At 32.9% G+C, this 16,496-nt stretch carries 22 protein-coding genes; all 22 read right to left on the bottom strand.

Features of this window, described 5'->3' with window-relative positions:
• Nucleotides 1–82 precede the first annotated feature (82 nt).
• A complete protein-coding gene (locus ACJ6WR_RS10000; protein WP_409417720.1) occupies nt 83–1,270 on the bottom strand; it encodes a DUF2062 domain-containing protein in 1,188 nt (395 codons plus the stop codon).
• Between the two features lie 18 nt (nt 1,271–1,288).
• Complete coding sequence (locus tag ACJ6WR_RS09995) at nt 1,289–1,774, bottom strand: hypothetical protein (RefSeq protein WP_409417719.1); 486 nt, start codon at nt 1,772–1,774, stop codon at nt 1,289–1,291.
• A gap of 2 nt (nt 1,775–1,776) precedes the next feature.
• Nucleotides 1,777–2,148, bottom strand: a complete 372-nt coding sequence (locus ACJ6WR_RS09990; protein ID WP_409417718.1) for a 3-hydroxyacyl-ACP dehydratase — start codon at nt 2,146–2,148, stop codon at nt 1,777–1,779.
• Between the two features lie 124 nt (nt 2,149–2,272).
• Nucleotides 2,273–2,881, bottom strand: a complete 609-nt coding sequence (locus tag ACJ6WR_RS09985) for a porin family protein (RefSeq protein ID WP_409417717.1) — start codon at nt 2,879–2,881, stop codon at nt 2,273–2,275.
• Nucleotides 2,882–2,914: 33 nt separating this feature from the next.
• Nucleotides 2,915–3,553 (bottom strand): hypothetical protein, encoded by a 639-nt coding sequence (locus ACJ6WR_RS09980; RefSeq protein ID WP_409417716.1) that lies wholly within the window; start codon nt 3,551–3,553, stop codon nt 2,915–2,917.
• The gene (locus tag ACJ6WR_RS09975; protein WP_039117437.1) at nt 3,519–4,157 is read right to left on the bottom strand and encodes a LolA family protein; all 639 of its coding nucleotides are present in this window, start codon (nt 4,155–4,157) and stop codon (nt 3,519–3,521) included. Before ACJ6WR_RS09975 ends, ACJ6WR_RS09980 begins: the two co-directional genes overlap by 35 nt.
• Nucleotides 4,144–4,923: a polysaccharide deacetylase family protein gene (locus ACJ6WR_RS09970; protein ID WP_409417715.1), complete on the bottom strand. Its 780-nt coding sequence runs from the start codon at nt 4,921–4,923 to the stop codon at nt 4,144–4,146. Before ACJ6WR_RS09970 ends, ACJ6WR_RS09975 begins: the two co-directional genes overlap by 14 nt.
• On the bottom strand, nt 4,920–5,981 hold the full coding sequence (locus tag ACJ6WR_RS09965; protein ID WP_409417714.1) for a beta-ketoacyl synthase N-terminal-like domain-containing protein: 1,062 nt from the start codon (nt 5,979–5,981) through the stop codon (nt 4,920–4,922). Before ACJ6WR_RS09965 ends, ACJ6WR_RS09970 begins: the two co-directional genes overlap by 4 nt.
• Nucleotides 5,978–7,180, bottom strand: a complete 1,203-nt coding sequence (locus tag ACJ6WR_RS09960; RefSeq protein WP_039113369.1) for a beta-ketoacyl-[acyl-carrier-protein] synthase family protein — start codon at nt 7,178–7,180, stop codon at nt 5,978–5,980. The genes ACJ6WR_RS09965 and ACJ6WR_RS09960 overlap by 4 nt, the downstream gene beginning before the upstream one ends.
• 271 nt (nt 7,181–7,451) lie before the next feature.
• A complete protein-coding gene (locus ACJ6WR_RS09955) occupies nt 7,452–7,709 on the bottom strand; it encodes a phosphopantetheine-binding protein (protein WP_035620100.1) in 258 nt (85 codons plus the stop codon).
• A 2-nt stretch (nt 7,710–7,711) separates the two neighbouring features.
• Entirely contained in the window at nt 7,712–8,356 is a 645-nt protein-coding gene (locus ACJ6WR_RS09950) for a 3-oxoacyl-ACP synthase (RefSeq protein WP_409417713.1), read from the bottom strand.
• A gap of 1 nt (nt 8,357) precedes the next feature.
• Entirely contained in the window at nt 8,358–8,840 is a 483-nt protein-coding gene (locus tag ACJ6WR_RS09945; protein ID WP_409417712.1) for a hypothetical protein, read from the bottom strand.
• A gap of 83 nt (nt 8,841–8,923) precedes the next feature.
• Complete coding sequence (locus ACJ6WR_RS09940) at nt 8,924–10,063, bottom strand: beta-ketoacyl synthase N-terminal-like domain-containing protein (protein ID WP_409417711.1); 1,140 nt, start codon at nt 10,061–10,063, stop codon at nt 8,924–8,926.
• Between the two features lie 197 nt (nt 10,064–10,260).
• On the bottom strand, nt 10,261–10,710 hold the full coding sequence (locus tag ACJ6WR_RS09935; protein ID WP_039117444.1) for a thioesterase family protein: 450 nt from the start codon (nt 10,708–10,710) through the stop codon (nt 10,261–10,263).
• Nucleotides 10,685–11,968 carry an ABC transporter permease gene (locus ACJ6WR_RS09930; protein WP_409417710.1) on the bottom strand — a complete coding sequence of 428 codons (1,284 nt, stop codon included), beginning with the start codon at nt 11,966–11,968 and terminating at the stop codon, nt 10,685–10,687. Before ACJ6WR_RS09930 ends, ACJ6WR_RS09935 begins: the two co-directional genes overlap by 26 nt.
• Nucleotides 11,958–12,656 carry an ABC transporter ATP-binding protein gene (locus ACJ6WR_RS09925; RefSeq protein ID WP_039113377.1) on the bottom strand — a complete coding sequence of 233 codons (699 nt, stop codon included), beginning with the start codon at nt 12,654–12,656 and terminating at the stop codon, nt 11,958–11,960. Before ACJ6WR_RS09925 ends, ACJ6WR_RS09930 begins: the two co-directional genes overlap by 11 nt.
• 60 nt (nt 12,657–12,716) lie before the next feature.
• Nucleotides 12,717–13,715, bottom strand: a complete 999-nt coding sequence (locus ACJ6WR_RS09920; protein ID WP_039113379.1) for a BtrH N-terminal domain-containing protein — start codon at nt 13,713–13,715, stop codon at nt 12,717–12,719.
• The gene (locus tag ACJ6WR_RS09915; protein WP_039113380.1) at nt 13,715–14,119 is read right to left on the bottom strand and encodes a hypothetical protein; all 405 of its coding nucleotides are present in this window, start codon (nt 14,117–14,119) and stop codon (nt 13,715–13,717) included. Before ACJ6WR_RS09915 ends, ACJ6WR_RS09920 begins: the two co-directional genes overlap by 1 nt.
• 12 nt (nt 14,120–14,131) lie before the next feature.
• Nucleotides 14,132–14,449: a hypothetical protein gene (locus ACJ6WR_RS09910; RefSeq protein ID WP_039113381.1), complete on the bottom strand. Its 318-nt coding sequence runs from the start codon at nt 14,447–14,449 to the stop codon at nt 14,132–14,134.
• 7 nt (nt 14,450–14,456) lie between these two features.
• Nucleotides 14,457–14,915, bottom strand: coding sequence for an ABC transporter permease (locus ACJ6WR_RS09905; protein WP_039113383.1), 459 nt, complete (start codon nt 14,913–14,915; stop codon nt 14,457–14,459).
• An 8-nt stretch (nt 14,916–14,923) separates the two neighbouring features.
• On the bottom strand, nt 14,924–15,352 hold the full coding sequence (locus tag ACJ6WR_RS09900; RefSeq protein ID WP_039113384.1) for a hypothetical protein: 429 nt from the start codon (nt 15,350–15,352) through the stop codon (nt 14,924–14,926).
• Between the two features lie 3 nt (nt 15,353–15,355).
• A complete protein-coding gene (locus ACJ6WR_RS09895) occupies nt 15,356–16,489 on the bottom strand; it encodes a beta-ketoacyl-ACP synthase III (RefSeq protein WP_039113385.1) in 1,134 nt (377 codons plus the stop codon).
• Between the last annotated feature and the right edge of the window lie 7 nt (nt 16,490–16,496).

The raw sequence follows: 16,496 nt of genomic DNA, 5'->3' as shown, positions 1-16,496 counted from the left end.
CTGATTATACTGATTCGCACAGATTACTCCCGTTGCGAATATAATTTTCTTTAATCCTTTAATCTGTGGCAAAATATTTAATTTAATTATTGGTTTTATTTTTGGGTGTACTAAACAATGTTAAAAGCAAGTAGGCTATTGATCCTAATAATAATGCCATTACGGATGCTAATACTAAACTCCCAACAACATATTGTGTTACATTCTTTGATACATTTGTAAGTGATAGTGAATCATTTAGTACCAAAGGAGCTGTATTTGTTATAAAAAGACTTCCCATTTTTAAAGATCCATATATTACTAATGGGATGAATGGTGGGAAACTAACATTTGATGCCAAAAAAGCGATGACTTTATTAAGCTTGAATAAGGTGGCAGAGAAAAGAAGTAATACGGTCTGGAATCCCCAAAATGGTGAAATCCCAATAAAAACTCCTAATGCAATTGCAGCCGATTTTTTAAAATTAGATTCGTCGCTTTCCAGAATATCTTCTAGTAGGAATTTTTTAAGTCCTTTTTTTTTAATTTTCCGAACTAAATCTCTCGGTTTAATGTAAACAAGAGCAATAAAAACCAATACGGTATTTAAGATACTGATTCGGGTAAAATCCTTGAATGGACGAAAATGTGAAACTCTTTCGAGAGGGTCGTACAAAACTTTGACAGGAATGTTTTTAACCGGAATGCCTTTCCAGGCAGCACGTACAATAATCTCGATTTCAAATTCAAATTTAGGCGTGAAATGTCTCTCGGGAATTAATCGTAAAGGGTATAATCGAAATCCGGATTGTGTGTCCTGAAGTCTAATTCCTGTTTCAAACCAAAACCAGAAGTTTGAAAATTTGTTTCCGAAACTACTTTTTTTAGGTACATTTTCCTGAGTCATATTACGACTTCCAATAAGCAAGGAATTTGGTTCTTTTTGGATAGCATCAATAAACGAAGGAATATCCGAAGCAAAATGTTGTCCATCGGAATCGATTGTTATCGCATATTCGTAATTTAAAGCAATTGCTTTATTAAATCCGTTTTGTAATGCAATTCCTTTTCCTTGATTCTCGGGATGGTGAATTTGTATGAGTTCTGGAAAATTTTCTAAAATTTCTCTTGTTTTATCTGTCGATCCATCATTGACTACAATAACATCTTTGGTGTAGGTTAAAATAGAATCAAGAACTTTTGCTAACGTTTTGTGGTTGTTGTACGTGGGTACAATAACACAAAAATTAGTTTGGGCAAGTTGTTCTTCTTGAGATAAAATAGGTTCCATTTTGTGGTTTTGCTTTAACTACTTTACAGTTTGCTTTTCTTCTGCAGAAAAACTTTTAGATTGTAGGATAAAGTTCTTTAGATATTCCTTTAGCGCAGTATTTTGATCTTTATAATGTGCCAGAATAAATTTTTTGTCTTCTTTGATGTTTTTTTTATAACCCGTAATTCCAGGAACATTTTCCTGAATACTTAATCGAATCATTCTAATTTCTATCGAGTTTGGCTCTTTTACGACAGTGCTTTCTAATAATTTAGCACCTTCTTTAAAACGACTCATTTTGGCCGAAACTTTCTTCTCATATTTAGAATCCAATAGGATAGAAGCGGCTTTATATGCTACCAGAATATTTTCGTCTGTGGTCGAAATGTCGTTTAGTTTTGCAGTAAAATCTTTTGCGCTTGTTTCAGAACCTGAAGCTGTTGGATATATTTTCCTAATAGTTGCAAGATCTGGTGTACTTACCAGACTTACTAATAAAAATATGGATAAAAATAGTTTCATGATTAAGTCTTTTTATAAACATTGCTTAGTTTTAAAGCAACTGTTTCATTAAAATAAGTCGTATTTTTTACTTTTACCAAACCGTCTTCGGTTGTGGTGATATCCAATTCTAAACGTAATTCGGGTGTAACTTCGGGATTAATTAGCGCCATGAATTTTACATTACTCAGCGTTTGCATCATTAGGTTACTTTTGGTAATTGTTTCCGAAAGTTCTTTTATAATTTGTATCATACATACTCCCGGCATTATCGGGTTGTCTGGAAAATGACCTTTAAAAACATCGTGTTTATCATTTACTAAAATGACAGCATCATATTTAGAATCACTTGTGTTTTCTAATGAAAGTATTTTATAAAAGTCTTTTAAAACCATAGTTACATTTTATTTCAACCCTGTTGGGTGTAGTTAATTTTAACGTATGAAATCTATGTTTTTATACGTTAAATAAAATTTTTATGACCCGAGTGAACAGATGCTGTAATTTACACCTAACAGGTTATTTTACTTTAAATGTATAACTAATCCCAATTTGGAAAACGTTATTTAATATGATGTTATCATAGTAATCATCGTATCCGTTATCAATACCATCATATCCGTAAATATCGATTAGTCCTTGTTTAAATCTTGCTTCAAAAGTTAAACCATTAGGCAAAGTATATCCAAGACCAGCAACGAAAGCAACATCAACTCCAACTGGATTGTAGTCGTATGAAGGGAAATTATCACTTGTTTTAAAATCTACCGACGGACCACCTAATATATGAAATCCACCTCCTGCAAAATGAAATTTAGCAACTGCACCTAATGAAACATAATTTAATTCGTAGGTTACTTTATTTGATCTAAATGATTCATATGAATATTCACGTGCTTCTGCGCCTTGTCTTGTATAGGTTAGTTCTGGCTGAAGAGTAAAATATTTATTGAATCTTATGGCTACCAAACCACCCACATAAAAATCTGTTTTAGCGTCGCTAGATCCAAAATTGGTTAAGTTCGAAATATTTAAACCGCCACGAATTCCTGGACTTACAGTTACCTGAGCTTGTGTGTTAAGGATTCCAACAAGGAATACAACTGCGATTAAGATTAATTTTTTCATTTTTGATTTAATTTTTAATGATTCGTTTAATTTTTACTCTGATTTAAAATAATTCAGCTCTATTTTTAACTTTATATTTTGATGTAAAATCTCTATTTTTTCTGCAAAAATATTGTTTTCTGAACTAAAACTAATAGTTATTTTTTCTTTTGTTTGTGAGGCATGTACTACCTTCTCTAGTTTGTTATTTTCTTTAGATAAAAATATAAAATTATATTGTTTACCATCTTTGGTTTGGTAGATGGTATTTTCTTGATTTTCAAATAATTTGTCGATTATGTAGTTCTTTTTAAGAAGTAAACGAAAATCTTTTTTTAAGGTCGAAATAAGAATTTTTCGGTCTAATTCGGATACAATTGAGTTGACTTTAAAACTGGTTTCCGAAATTTCAAAGTCTAATAATTTGTTACCAAATTCAGTTGTAAATACTACTCGATGTGTAGTATCATTTATTTTCTTGGCAATAAAAATTCCTGACAGTTCATGACCATAAACCGTTATGTTTGCTTTATAGACATAATCAATTTCGGGATTAGAAAAATAAGGAGCTTCGTAAGTCGTTTTTTCTAATGGTTTTGGAGTATAATTTTTGGTAATTTTTTGACCACAAGAAAACAAGAAAATGACTAGAAAGCAATTAATTAGTAAATACGGAGTCGTCGATTTTTGCATTTATCACTTTATTTTTAAGTACAATTCGAGTATAATCTTCAGATGATTCAAGTAATTTTACCTGAACAACAGTTGCGTCTTCTTTATCAAAAGTCAATTCTATTTGCTTGATGTATTTTTTTAAAGTTACATCTTTTGGAATAAACTTGGCAATGTTCTGGTTTTTTGATTTAAAATAACTGATGCTAAATTCCTTATCATCAAACATATCGCCACTTACACTACCTACAATAAGTTTATTGATTCGACCAAAGATTTTGCTATTTCCAATATCGACCGCACTTTTTTTGCCTTCGTCATTAATCAGGATTTTACCATTTTTAAAAACAATACTATAATTATATGGTTTTTTGTATTGCCATTGTAATAAGCTTGGTTCTTTAAAAATCATCTTTCCAGATGTTTCAATATCCTTGGATAAAAAATCCAAATGTTTGTACTGAACGAAATCGGTACTTAATGTTTTTATTTTTTTAGAAACTACATTCACAGATTGCTTGAAAGCTGCAATTTCACTATCAGACATTTTTTGTTCTTGTGCAAACGAGTTCAAGACGAACAGGTTCAGAATTATAACGGATAAGTATATTTTAGTCTTCTTCATATGCTTTAAGATTCAAAAGTTTTTCAACCGAAATTACGGTGTAATTGTTTTGCTGCAAGAACTGCAAGAACTGTTCCAAGACCAAAACCGAATGCTTGGCTGTATCATGCAAAAGTACAATTCCGCCAGGAGAAACTCGTTTTATAATGCGATTGTAAATAATCTCTTGGTCTTTAATGCCGCCATCAAGCGACCGGATATTCCAACCAATTACTTTATGGTTGCTTATTTTTAAAGCTCTTCGGATGGATGGTGTTGTTACGCCATACGGTGGACGGAAAAATTGTGTTTTTTTTGAAGTAAATTTTTCCAGAAGCGCATCCGTTTTCCTCAGTTCTTCGAGTATTTTTTTAGCATTGTAAAAATCAAAAAAATCAGAATGACTATAAGAATGATTCCCTACCAAATGTCCTTCGGATAAAATACGTTCTATAATTTCGGGATGTTTCTCGATGTTTTTTCCAATGCAGAAAAAGGTAGCTTTTGCATCGTATTTTTTTAAAACATCCAGAATTTCTAATGTAGTTTCGCTTGGACCATCATCAAACGTTAATGCAATTTTCTTTTTAGTTACCGATGAATTATTGCAATAAGCCTTTACATGATAATTAGAATTTATTCGTGCCGAGTTTATCGCAGCAATACTCAACCAGATTATTCCAATGATAATAAACCACCAAATGTTGATTGCGATATAAAGTTTCGAAAGAAGCAGTAAAAGCAATATGATGATAAAAAACAAAGAAGTGTTTTTATGCGTTATCATTTTGAAATTAATGTAAAACTATGGTCTTTACCGTTTAATTGATTGTACAATAAAATAGTATTATATGCTGGTTTCTCTAGTGAATTAACTCTAATCAGTTCTAGGATTGTTTGTGTCTTGATAATTTTAGAACCAACCCATAATCCAAAAGACGAAGCAGTATTGTATTCTCCACAAAGATGTTTGTAATAAACCTGTGGTGTATTTGCGAAAGCATTTTCGGTTAAATTGGTATAATAAGAATCGAATTCTACATCACCATTTAAGCCTAAAACAACAGCGTCAATATCCGAAATCTCTAAATTATTCGATTTTAAGAATTCAATAATTTTAGCTTCAACTTCACTTTCTTGCAACTTGTTCTTGATTTCTACATCTAGAAGTTCAGCATAAGTAGTTTCTTTTTTTTCATTTTCTAAAACAAAAAAACTAGCTCCTTCACCACAAACATATCCTTTTGTGGTTTCGTTTAAAAGTTCGTAAGGTTCATTTCTTTCCTCTTTTATGTATCCTGCTAATTTAAAAAGTGAGATAGTATAATCTCCGTTTTCATCAACTCCACCCACTAATACTGAGTTGGCTTCGTTTCCTTCAATCTGCATTTTTGCATCCAAAAGAGCCGACTCAAAGGAGATTGCACCATTTACATAAGTAAAGTTATATCCCTTGCATTGCAATGTTAGGGCTATTTGTGCTCCAACAGTATTGTGTGTTGATTGTATAAAAGCAGTAGGAGTTAAAAACTCCTCGTTATTATCGATAATTGCTTTTAGGAATTTCTCCGAATCTTCGATGCACCCCATTCCGGTTCCGGTAATAATAGCATCAATGTTCGTAATATTGGCTTCTTTTAATGCATAAGCCGAAGCTACAATCCCGTTTTTGATTCCATTAGCCATTCTTCGGCTTGCAACTGGAGAAATGAAATCTTTGTAAATAGGTTTTTTTAAAAATAAAACGTTGTCATTTTTATTCCATTCAGCTTCTTCTAAAAAAACAGTATCAAATGTTTTTTGAGCTGAAAGACAACCTGTACCATTTATATATGTTTTCCTCATTTGCTTTTAGAAAATATAAGAGTAGAACAATTACCACCAAATCCGAAAGAATTTGATAATACGTGTTCGATATTTTTATGTTTTAATGTTGTTTGTGGCGTCAGATTAAATTCCTGCATTGGAGTTTCAAAGTTTAAACTTGGAAAAACCACATTGTTCTGAATAGCAAGTACGCTATAAACCGCTTCGATTGCCGCCGCTGCCGCCAGTGTATGTCCTGTAAAAGGTTTGGTCGAGCTAAAATCGGGAACAGGTTTCTGGTCGTAAATTCTAAGAATTGCTCTTCCCTCAGATAAATCATTATTGGGAGTTGCCGTTCCGTGAACATTTATATAATCGATCTCGCCAGGATTTATAGCAGCAACATCAAATGCTTTTTTCATAGCAAGATAAGCACCATCTCCATTTTCGGACGAAGCAGTTTGATGAAAAGCATCATTGGCATTGCCGTAACCAGAAACACGAGCGAGAACTTTTTTGTTTTCTTTTTTTACAATTTCTTCAGATTCTAAAACTAAGAACGCAGCAGCTTCGCCTAGGTTTAATCCTTTGCGTTCATCATCAAATGGTTTATTATATCCATCAGATAATATCATTAAAGTTTTAAAACCGTTGATTGTAAATTTTGCCAAAGCATCGGTTCCACCAACAATTACTCGGTCTAGTTTTCCGGTTTTTATCAATCGTGCACCAAGCATAATTGCATTTGCAGCCGAAGAACAAGCGGTACTTATTGTAGTAACCATTCCTATTAATCCGAGTTCGTCGGCAATTTTTTGAGCTACATCGCCACAATTATGACAACTAATGTATTTTTCGAGTTCGGGATTGTCAAAATAATCGTAATAATATTTCTCGGTCATATCCATTCCGCCAACGCTTGTTGCCGAAATTAATCCCGTTTTATATTCATTAATTGATGTAATTCCTGCATTTGCAACAGCTTCTTTGGCAGCAATTGTACCAAGCATAGCTGTTCTCGAAAAGTTGTTTTCTTCGTCAAGTTGTAATTGAGCGATTAACTCAGCATTGGTTTTTTTTATTTCACCAACCTTAATAACATCGGCATGAACTGTCGAAATGTTTTCGATAGTTGTAATAGCAACTTTGTTATTTATTAATGAAATATAATTTTCCTCAACCGAATTTCCGATTGAAGAAATTATTCCCATACCAGTTATAGCAACTCCTTTTACCATTTTTTTAGACGACTTAGATTTTTAGACTTCTTAGATTTTTAGACTTCTTAGATTTTCTAGATAAAAATTCATGAAAAACTAGAGGATAGTTGAATAATTTAAAAATCGAACAATTTATTATTTTAAACTTTGAAAAAGCTTCTTGAAACTATTTTGAATTATTAGACTTCTTGGGTTTTCAGACAATACTTTTATCTAATCCCGTCCCGACGTTTCGGGATCGGGATAAAAATCTAAGCCAGTCTAATCAGTCTAATCAGTCTGAAAAAGTCTATTTAGTTCTATTAGCTGTTATGTAAGCAGCCATTGATTCGATTGATTGGAAAATTACTTTTCCTTCTTTCGGGTCAACTAATTTAATTCCGTAATCTTTATCAAGAATAACAATTAATTCCAAAGCATCGATAGAGTCTAAACCTAGACCATCTCCAAACAAAGGGTCATTGTCATTAATATCTTCAAGGGTAATATCTTCAAGGTTTAAAACAGTAATAATTTTATTTTTTAATTCTAATTTTAATGCGTCCATGATTATTTATTATATAATGTTTCTATCGTTTCGTTTTGATACTTATGGTTTTCGTCTTTACCAATCAGGCAAAGAAAAGCTTTATATTCCTCATTAAAAAATTCAACCCATCCACAAAGTACCTTTTCCGCTTTATTGGTATGCAAAAGCGTATTGGCATAACTGTTCATGAATTCTGGATTGAAGGCATCAAATATAAAGAAAGAATTCTCGCTTTTTAATTGATGACGTATGCTTATTTCGCCCAAGCAAATGTTTGGCAAGGTATAAACAAAAACGGCCGGACTTGGATAATAATTCTCTTTATCAGATATAGATTCCTGATATTTTACATCGGTATCTAAACTGGATGATTTATTTGCTAAAAGTAAAGCGGTATTATTCTCCGTTTGCTTTGTCAATTCACTATCGTTCTGGTGCGATTCTGTTTCTGATTTCAAAAGTAATTCGGCTCCTAAAAAAGCAAGCTTGCTTAAAGAGTCCATCTTGAAAAACTTAGGATAATTAATCTCAAAATTGCGATAAGCTTGTTTCGAAAAATCAGCAAATAAAGTGGGTTCTATTTTAAAAATAGAATCTCCATTTAAAACAATTTCGTTGTTTTGGATTGTGCAAAAATCGTATATGTATGTTTTGTTTTGAGCCATTTTATTTTATATAATCTTCTGCGTCATAAGCATCAATAGGAAAGCCTTCTTCAGTTATCGATTTATAGAAGAAAGTCCCAATACTCTTTTTTAAATCAATGAAAATTTTATTTAAATCTTCAATATTTTCTTCTTCCCAAAGAATGTCATGAAAAATATATCCAACACTCATTGTTTTTATATTTAGAACAATTGGATCTCCGTTTGCGCCTGAACCAATAATTAATAAATCTTTTTTATAAATTTCTTTATTCTCTTCTTCAAGATTTTCTGTTTTAATTCTGTTTACGCAATTAAAATATATACTTCCAAATTTAATTTCTTCTCTAAATGAAAATGTTTTAAAAAAAATTATCAAATCTTGAGATAAGTTTAAGTTTTCAAAAAACTCAATAGTTTTATCTGTTACTTTTATTGCATTATCTTTAAATTCAAAGTTTTGAATTTTTAAAGCTTCTTTAAAAAGTGATTCGTCTAAATTCATTTCTTTAAGTTTTGAACTTGTAAGGATTACTTGCAAGTTGGATTTCAAATTTGAACTGTTTGGAATTTCCGAACAGTTCAATCTCATTTCACTTTTTCAAAAACCACAGCCGTATTACAACCTCCAAATCCCGAAGCTGTTTTTAGGAATGTCTTGATATTTTTATCTTCATTTTCTTCAATTACATTTATCGACTGACTTACGCCTAATTCATCAAAACCTAATGAAACAAAAAGCTTGTTTTGGAGCACAGATTCAATCGCAATAACTGTTTCTAATAATCCTGACGCGCCCAATGTATGACCATAAAAACCTTTCAGACTATTTACAGGAACTGTTCCCATTTCTAATCTGTTGAAAGCAATGGCTTCCATTTCGTCATTAAAAGATGTTGCGGTTCCGTGTGCAGAAATATAATCGATATGTTCTGGTTTTATTTGTGCTTCGTTCAGGGCATTTTGAATACTTCTGAACAAACCTTCACCTGTTCTTGAAGGTCCAGAAATATGATTGGCATCGTTTATCGAACTATCTCCAGTAACTTTTATTTTTGAATTTTTGGCTTCCGCCGAAACTAAAATAGCAGCAGCAGCTTCGCCAAGACTTACACCTGTTCTGTTTAAGGAATACGGTTTGCATGGTAAACTACTCATTGCCTGAAAAGCATTAAAGCCAGACAAAACAAATTCTGAAACTTCATCGCCAGCAACGATAAAAACGTTGTCGTAAAGTTCGCTTTGTATTAATCTTTTGGCAATCGAAACGGCTAGAATTCCAGATACACAAGCATTTGATACCACGATGGGTTGGGTTTTAAACCCAAAATAATCGGCTATTGTTTGAGCCAAAGTATGTAAATGTGCATTCTGAAAACTCTCTGGCGAATCATTTTTTAATGCAGTAATATTTCCTTTAGTTGTCGAAAGTATAAAGGCTGTCTTTGAATCTAAATCTATTTTTGAGTTTTTGACAATTGGCTCTAAAGCCAAAATCATCATTTTCTCTAATCTTGAATAGTTGGTTTCGGAACTAACTTTCGCGAAAGCGGTATTTAGTTTCTCATCATTTATAATCGATGCATAAAAAGGATTTGGCATCAAGGATACATCTTCATGCAACTGAATACCAGATTCACCACGTAGGATAGTTTCAATGTTTGATGGAACATTAAATCCTAATGGTGTGATGCAATTGGTTTGCGCGATGTAAACTGCTCTTGTCATTTTTATTGTTTTATCCTAACAGGTTTTTAAAACCTGTTAGGTATCTTGTATTTATTATCATATCTACAAGGTAAAAAAACCTTGTTGGAAAGCTTTCCTGTGATTGCATCTTGTGTTACCTAAAAAGGCACGCAGATTTTACAGATTAAGCAGATTTACACGGATTATTTTTATTTCGTGATAATTCGTGTTTGTTTTTACTTCAATAATCCTACTTTTCTCTTCCATTCTTCATAAAATGGAGGATTGGTAAGCATTAAGTTTCCTTCTTTATTTAAAAATACCTGAGTGGTTTCGCCTGTGCAGACAATCTCATCATTGGTATTGAAAATTCTAAATCTAAAAATTATTTTTGCGGCAGGAGTATCTACAATACTTGTTTCTACCCGAATGACATCGCCATAACGTAAAGATAATTTATGTTCGCAAATAGATTTTACAATTGGGGTTGTATAGCCACTTTCGGCAACATCCAGATAGGTAAGTTTGTGTTTACGCCCGAAAGCTTCACGACCATCTTCAAAATAAGTTATATAATAGCCGTGCCAAACGATTCCGAGCGCGTCGGTTTCGTTAAAGCGAACTCTAACTTCTTCGGTAACTGTTAATGCAATAGCTTCGTTATACTGCTCTTTTCTTCTTATCATATGCTAAGGCAATTGTTGTGGTAATTATAAAAAACAGAAATAATAAACTTATTTCCGGAATGATTTCTAAGATAGATGCGTTACGTAATAACACATCATAAAAGGCATTTAATCCCCAGTTCATCGGTGATGATTTGGCAATAATTTGCATGATTTTTGGCATTGCAAAAACAGGAACCCAAACTCCTCCAATTGCAGCTAAGATAATAACGCTTGTTGCGCCAAAGGGAGCCGATTGTTCTTGTGTTTTGGCAACGGTTCCTAATAAAATCCCAAAACCTATAGCGGCAAATCCAGAGAACAACGCAACGATACTCATTAAAAATAAATGCCCTTCGATATTAAGTGGTGGCAAACCAATTTCTGGAAACAGAAAAACAGCAACAGCAACCATCATGTAAAACTGAATCATGCAAATTACAGAATACGTAATTGTTTTGCCCATCATTACAACACGATTTGAAACTGGATTTGTTAATAACCGTACAAAGGTTCCTTGTGTTTTTTCTTTTACAATATTAATCGAAAGCGGAATCACAATAAAGAACATAGCAAAAAGTGTCCAAGCCGGAACGTTATGTTGTGTCGAATTTGGCAACACTTCTTTGTTGTTTACTCTAGGAACTATTTCTTTGAAAGTGATAAAACTTTTTTGCTCAAAACTAGCGCTTCCTTCTCCTAGTTGTTCCTGAAAAGCAGTGTATATAGAATGTGTTTCTATTTGCGAGATCATCTTATCGATAGAGTTCATAACCGCATTCTTGAAACTCATTTGTACCGCAGGGTCAAAGTATAGTTTAACCTCCTTTTGGTTGATTATTTTAGGAGTTTCTGTTTGGGCAAGTGTATCGGTTAAACCAATGCTGCTCACTATTTTTTGTACATTCTGGTCGATTTTTGCCTGTAAATCTTTACTTAAGTTTTGCGGAATTACAATTGCTAATTGATATTTTCCTTTATAAACAGCTTCTTTGGCAACAGCCTCGGTTAAAGGAATGTTGTCGATTTGAGTTACTACAGTAAACAGGTTGCTTTTTTGCAAATTATCATAAACTGTTTTGGCTACTGAACCGTTGTCGTTATTAACGAGAAGAATTTCGATTTTGGAATCGCTTACGGTTTTAAATGTACTATCCTGAATTAAGGTTACGGTAATAACAAGTACCAGAGGCATCACAAATAAAATGATTAATCCTCCTAAATCTCGTTTTAACAACAAGAATTCTTTCACAACGGACATCCATAGTTTATATATCATCTCTCAGTTCTTTACCAGTTAATGAAATAAAAACGTCCTCTAGGTTTTGGGCATTTTGTGTATTCGATATTAATCCTGACGGAGTGCCTTGGGCATAAATTTTCCCTTGGTCAAGTATTGCAATATCACTACAAAAATCTTCCGCTTCAGATAAATGATGCGAAGTATAGATTATAGTAGTTCCGTTTTGGTTGAGGTATTTTAGGTAATCAATAATAGCATTTTTAGATTGCACATCGACACCAACAGTTGGCTCATCCAGAAATATAATTTTAGGATTGTGTAATATCCCTGCAATTAAATTGATTCTTCTTTTCATTCCTCCCGAAAAGGTTTCGATACGTTTATCGGCAAATTTTAGTAAACCCAAAAGGTCTAAAGTTTCGATTACTTTGTCTTTTAAATCCTGACCTTTTAAGCCGTACATACTCCCGAAATAATGCAAATTTTCTCGTGCGGTTAGGGTAGGATATAAGGCATATTCCTGAGGAACAACGCCAATAAATTTTTTTATTTTGGTAGCATTAGTTCCATATGTCATTCCGTTAATTGTAAAAGAACCCGAAGTAGGCTTGACTAAACCACAGAGCATAGAAATTAATGTGGTTTTCCCAGCTCCATTTGGGCCTAATAAACCAAAAATCTGACCTTCGTTTATAGTAAGCGTTAAATCGTTCAAAGAATACATTTCTGCATTTTTGTACTTTTTAGAAAGGGATGTTATTTGAATAATGGGTTGCAAAATATATTAGCTAATTGCTTTTTTTAATTTCTTAAAGAACACTTCTTCTCTATTGGCAATGTCCAAAAGTTGGTCGGCAATAGTATTGTAAGCATCATTTTTGGCACTTCGGTTTTTGTAGATTCTTGAAGCTTCTACAGCAAAATCTCTCCATAAATCTCCAATTTGGGTCATTTCTTTCGAAAGGATTTTTAAATCTTCATTGTTTAAAATAACGGCAGCTTCTTGTAAAAAAGCAGCATATATAAAACGGAAACCTCCGCCGCCAGTTCCTATTTCTTCTTGCATTCGTACCATTTGAGCCAGATAATGATTGGCTTTTTTGGTTCCGTGTTTAAGAGGCCATTTGCGTATTTTTCCCGAAACTAGTTTTATTCCTTTAACACCAATAATAGGCATTGGCGCAAGCATATCGCGACAAGTATTTTTTATTCCTTTGATAATCGCACTTTTTAAATCAACGTTCTCAGGAATATGAATCGGATAATACATTTGACCTTTTGGAGCAAAAGCACCTTTGGCAAAACGGACTTTGTCTAAGTCGACATGTGTAAGCGTGGTAACGGTTTCCATTACAGGGTCGCTAATAAGATAATCGGTATCGGTTTTTCCGTAAACCACTAAGTTATGAGCATTGAAATGAAAGCGATATTCGTCTGGAAAATAAGTTAGGTTGTAAACACCGACTTGTAATCCTGTTGGGATATTATTTTTTAGATTTTCATCTAAAGCTTGGCTTGCTTTGGAAATGGATGAAAACTTTTGTCTTTTTATTTTTAAATGTAATCTATTGGCAACTCTCCTAAAAATTTGTCCTGGCAAGGTTCTGTAACTTATTGCAGGTGCATAATTAACTTTTATAAAAGGCAGGTACACAAAAAAAAGCCCTGAGCCAATACCAAAAACCATAGGTTCACTTAAATTTAAACCGCTGTTTTTTAGCAAATTTGAAGCTACTCCATTTTCGCAATGCGCCGATTGATGATGTGTAAAAGTAGTTTGCATTAATCTGTTTTAAAATTTTTTAATTCGGATACTGTGATTGAAAAAGCATCAGCATATTTTTGTAAAATGCGGTCATTTAGTTTTGCAAAGATAGCGGGTTTAAAATGCCTTTTTACGCGCCATTTCCACAGACCAACATAATTAGAAAGGATTAACAAATCCATTCGGTTCAATTCCATAAAATAGCAAATAGGACTTAGTTCTCCGTTTTTGACTTGCAATTTTGCATCGGCGATGCGTTCGTTTATTTCATCGATAGAATTAGAAAGTGCAATAGTTTTAGGTTCCCAACCTGTACTTAGAGCTGTAGTATAATTACCGTTTTCGTCGGTTGCATATACAAGCTCTTTCATATTGTTTTTGGTTAAATTCCCTTGGTCTTGTGGTACTTTTTCTTTTTCCATATTGTCTTTAAACTATGATATTCCGAACATAAAAGCAGCTGTTATAAAAGCAAGAATTGTTAAAATGCCCAAATTTGCAAAAGCTGGTTTTTTTCTTTTTTTGATAAATAAATAGATCATTTCAGCAAATAGACCAATACAATACATTTGGATAATTAGGAATCCAAAAATGAATAATCCTAAACCACCATCAACATGTCGGTGCATATCTCCGTCACAATGTTTATGAGGATCATATGTAAAACTCCAAATAAGGAAAAGACTTCCTAGCAATAATGCTAAAATTGCTATTCGTATTAAAACATGAAACAATATCTTTTTTAAATCCATGTTTAAATTATTGCATGATTGGATTTGTCTTTTGAATGAACAAATTAATTTCACATTCCAAAAGTTGTGTTTCTTCATGAAAGCTTTCGCAACTCATCGTACATAATGTATAATCGTCTCCAGCAAATTTAGAAACTAAAGTTGCTCGTGTAATTATGCTCGTGTTCACTTTTGGCAATTCGTATATTTTAAGATTTTTAAGCGTACTGATAAAACCAATAACGCTTACATTTTCTTCTTTGTCAGGATTAGCAAAATATTTTTGTGCTACAATAGAAGAGCAGGTTTGCGCCACATTCTCAATTAATCCGGCTTCGATAAAAATATTCTTGTCGACAAAAATATTATCTTCTTTAATTAAAAAAATGGTTTCTACACTTTGAGCATCTATCGTAAGAATCAAATCTACCATAAGCATTGGCTCACGGTGCGGGAGATAATTTCGGATGTCTACTAGAGTGTCCATTTGTTATATTATTTAGCCAAAACGGTTTTCATTTGTCCGTTGGCAATTTCTTCGTTGTTTAAGGTCGTAACAATATCTACCAATGTTATTCCGGCAAATTCTTGTATAATAGTAATCGTCGATTGTATCTCGTCGTTAACATTAGGCAATTTCTTTATATCAATTTGCTTTATAGAACCTATATATCCTGTCGGTGCTTTTTCTTGTTTTAAGAAAAAAACATATCCTGTATGTAAAGCCACAGATTGCGCCATATGTTCTATTAATCCAGCTTCTAAAAAAATTCCGTTTTCTGAGAAAATATTTTCACTTTGAATTTTTAAGCCAGCAACCAAAGAACTTTCATCAAATGAAAACATTTTGTCTACCATTACAAAAGGGAACTTTTGAGGTAATAAATTTTCGACTGCTTCTTTATCTAGAATAGGTTTTGTCATGATTTAGCAAACCGTTAAATACGCATACGCAAATGAGAATCGTCCGCTTTCGGGAACTGATAAAAGAATGCGGTCGCCTACTTTTAATTTTCCTGAGTTCATTAATTCTTCAACAGCAAGATAAATGGATGCCGAACCTACGTTTCCAACATTAGCAAGATTCATAAACCATTTTTCATCGGCTATTCCTACATTGTTTTCTTCTAGGTTTTTCTTTAAACCTTCAACAAAAAAATGAGAAGAAACGTGAGGGATAAAATAATCAATCTGGTCTGCAGTAACGGCATTTTTTGCCATTGCTTCACTCATGCTTTTTGCGCCCTTAGCCAAGATAAATTCATCTAATAATTTTACATCTTGTTTGATAGAAAATACAGATTCGTTTAACCATTCTTCTGGAGAGTAATCACTCCAGGGTTTTATCTCGCCAGATTCTAATTTGTCTCCTCCAGCATACATACAAGTCTCTAATTCATAAGCATACGAAAAAGCTTCCATCCATTCTATTTTTAAGGAAATAGGTCCTCTTGGTTTATTTTCTAATAAAAAAGCACCAGAACCATCGGATAACATCCATCTTAAAAAATCCTTTTTAAAAGCGATTATAGGAAGTTCTTCCAGATTCTTTAAATTAGAAACTTCTGGATTATATTTTTGAGATAAGAACCATGACGAAACTTTCTCGGATCCTGTACAAACGGCATTTTTTGAATTTCCTGATTTAATAGAAAGGAAACCATATTTTAGCGAATTCATTCCTGCGCAGCAAACTCCTGATGAAGAGTTTAACTCAACCGATTTGTTCTTTAGTAATCCATGAACCATAGCTGCATGGGATGGTAAAAAAAGATCTGGTGTTGAGGTTCCGCAAGAAAGGACTTCCATATCTTGTGGAGTAAAATCGTTATCAAATAATTTTACGATAGCATTATGCGTTAGCTCCGCATTATTATGCGTGCTTTTTCCTTCTTTGTCTATTGCATAATACCTACTTACAATCTTGTTATTGCGCAAAATAATACGTCTCGCTTTGGAAACGGCATCGTTGATAAGGCCCAAATAGCTTTCCATTTCATCATTTGTGACAGCTTCATTTGGCAAATATTTTGCGGCTTTTGTAATATATACTTCAAACATAATATGG

This window comes from Flavobacterium sp. PS2, assembly GCF_046250155.1.
Taxonomy (GTDB): Bacteria; Bacteroidota; Bacteroidia; order Flavobacteriales; family Flavobacteriaceae; genus Flavobacterium.
Note: the sequence above shows the minus strand (reverse complement) of the source record. Positions and strands in the feature narration are given on the sequence as shown.